Here is a 2,834-nt window from a genome sequence, read left to right as displayed (position 1 = left end):
AAAAACGACCGGCATGCCCCGCGGCGACGCTGCTCAAAGCGGTGAGCCTCTTTGAAGAAAAAGGCAACGTCCGCTGGAATTGTCGGGGGCTCTACCAGAATATCCTGGTGAAAAGCAAGGCAGGGACGACCGCTCAACTCAAAAAACAGGTTAATCAACTCCACCCGCGGACGGTGCAGGTCGTAAGCATGATAGCGGGTGGAAGGGGGTAGTTTCATCCACGGCAGGGCAAAGGGCTGCATACCACAGGCCAGGTCAAGGACGCTTTGGGGAAGGCCAGTTATCTCCCACAGGCGTGTGTAGAAATTATCCAGCCAAGCAATCCGCTCGCGGGTGGAGGCGTGGCTTGCCAGCATGGACAGGCAAAAATCCCGAATGGACTGTGGATCACCACTGGCAAAGGCGGCCTGCATGGCGGTTTGTGATGCGAAATAATCCGGATCGCCAAGATAGGGGGCGACAATATTGTGAAGCTTCTCGCGTACGGATTGCAAGGCCTTGTCTGGATTTGACTGCCGGGCAAATTCCTCAACAATCAAATCACGCAGCAGGGCTTCTGGTAAATCCAGCGTGTGGTATTTCCGCATTGAACGCAACTTTGCAATCCAGACTTGAATATTCTCTTCCGAAAGCGGGGTTGGATTATTCATCCCGTCTGACGATCCCCTGATTCCATGCGTACACGGCTGCCTGAGTACGGTCTGCCAGGTGTAGTTTGGAAAGAATGTTGCTGACATGGCTCTTGACCGTTTTTTCACTGATGAACAAGGTTTCGGCAATCTCGCGGTTTGATATTCCGCTGGCAATCAGACGCAGGATTTCCATTTCGCGGTCACTTAATTCGGAAAATGGGTTGAGCGTTTCGCGGCGCGCACCTTGAACTTCCTGTACCAGTCGAGCAGCAACGCGCGGATGAAGGACTGCCTCACCTCGCGAAGCTTTACGAATTGCATCGGCCAGCTCATCGGGTTTTGAATCCTTAAGAATATAGGATAGTGCGCCTGCCCGGACAGCCGGAAAAATATGTTCATCCTTGTAGTAAGAAGTGAAAATGATGACCTGGGTATGAGGACTAATGGTTTTTACCCGCCGGGTTGCCTCCACGCCGTCCATGTCCGGCATGATCAAATCCATTAGAAGGACATCGGGCACGCTATGGGGGAGAAGTTCGAGCAATTGGACGCCATTTTCTGCCTCACCAATCACTTCAATGTCATCCTGGGTTTGCAGAAAAGCGATTAAGCCCTGCCGCACAACGGCGTGGTCGTCCACAATGATCACCGTAATCGGATTGTGTGGTTCACTCATGCGTATTAACCTCGTTTCGCGGTTCAAACCTGAGCGGCAAATGAGCGGAAAGACGGGTACCTTGTCCGGGTGAACTTTCGATCTCAAGCCTTCCACCGATTTCTTCAAGCCGGTCTTGCATACTTTTCAAGCCAAAACCGGGGGAATTTAACCCATGCGGATCAAATCCGCGACCATTGTCCTGCACTGCCAGAATTACCTCCCGACTATCCCCCCAGAGAGCAACATTGACCTGATTTGCCCCGCTATGGCGGCTCACATTGGCAAGCGCTTCCTGCACGATTCTGAAGAGGGTCAATTCCTGACTGAAGGAAAGTTTCAGGTTTTCGGAATGAGAAAATTCAATAGCAAGATGATTTTGTTGCTGCCATTGTTGCAGGTAATCTTTCAGTGCGGCGGTCAGTTCCTTCTCATGCAGAGCAGCCGGACGCAGTTCCAGTATCACATTGGTCAGTTCTTGCTGGCTCTGGAGTGCGAGATTCTCAGCCTGATGGAGCGCCAGTTTGGCACCGTCAGGCCTGGTTTCGATCAAATTTCGAGCAGCGCTGATTTGAAGAATAGCTGCTGCCAGATTTTGCTTGACCGAATCGTGGAGATCTCGAGCCAGTTGATTGCGTTCTTCCATGGCAGCCAGCTGCTGCCGGGTCATCAACAGGGTTTCTAATTCGGAAGCCATCTGATTGAGCTGCCTGCCGAAGCGGGCAATCTCATCTTGTGCCGGATCATGAATGCGCGGTTTAAAGTTGCCATTGGCCCAGGCGTTGGTTGTTTCGCGCAAATGGTCAAGGCGATTTTCTAACCAACGAGCAGTGAAAAAACCAAATAAAGTTCCAACCAGCACAGCCGGGATAATCAAAACCAAAAGAGCAGGTCCTGCCAGACGAATCGCAGTCATCAGGAGTTCACCACTCATCTCATTTACAAAAATGTCTGGCAGGAGACGAGAAAGATATAGATTGAACGCCAGAAAGAACCACCAGGCTGCCATTAAGATTGCCCCCAGGGTGACCAGCGTAAAACTCAGGGTAAGCCGCCAGCGCAGCCGGTTGAAAAAGCGGTTAATGAGATCTTTCCAGTGTTTCGGAGCGTCCATTTCCGCTCAGTACCGGGGAATTGACTGGGTCGGGATTGGGATGAAGAAAAGGAACGCCAACAGCGCGAGGATACAGACCAACGAACCCAGTGCTACCCCGATCCACCCCATCACAATCCCGGCGCGGGCAATGTTTTCACCGGTGAAGATATCCGGTTTTTCTGAAATTTCTTTTTGCGCCATTTTGCCGGCGATGATTGCCCCAATCGAGCCAACCAGGGGTAAAACTCCCAACCCCAGGATGCCCAGCACCAGTCCGACAATCGCGAGCGGATGATACGATACAATTTGAGATTGCGAGGTTCTGTTCATGAAATTTGTTCTCTTTTTTGGTAAGTCATCAAGATTATTTTAACGCCAATTCGGGATAAATCATTTTTACATCAACTTTCGAGTTTCGTCCCCCTCCCGCCTCCCCCAAAATCGCAGGCGC

General features: G+C 51.3%; 3 protein-coding genes and 1 pseudogene. All 4 read right to left on the bottom strand.

What is annotated here, in order from left to right:
* Positions 1-650: pseudogene (locus VAE48_RS16390) on the bottom strand (hypothetical protein); the annotation flags it as partial.
* A complete protein-coding gene (locus VAE48_RS16385; protein WP_322794412.1) occupies positions 643-1,308 on the bottom strand; it encodes a response regulator transcription factor in 666 nt (221 codons plus the stop codon). The gene VAE48_RS16385 and the pseudogene VAE48_RS16390, both read right to left, overlap by 8 nt.
* Positions 1,301-2,401: a sensor histidine kinase gene (locus VAE48_RS16380; protein ID WP_322794411.1), complete on the bottom strand. Its 1,101-nt coding sequence runs from the start codon at positions 2,399-2,401 to the stop codon at positions 1,301-1,303. The genes VAE48_RS16385 and VAE48_RS16380 overlap by 8 nt, the downstream gene beginning before the upstream one ends.
* Before the next feature lie 6 nt (positions 2,402-2,407).
* A complete protein-coding gene (locus VAE48_RS16375) occupies positions 2,408-2,713 on the bottom strand; it encodes a DUF4190 domain-containing protein (protein WP_322794410.1) in 306 nt (101 codons plus the stop codon).
* Between the last annotated feature and the right edge of the window lie 121 nt (positions 2,714-2,834).

This window comes from Bellilinea sp., assembly GCF_034432615.1.
Lineage (GTDB): Bacteria > Chloroflexota > Anaerolineae > Anaerolineales > Anaerolineaceae > Bellilinea.
This window is presented reverse-complemented; position numbering and strand designations above follow the sequence as displayed.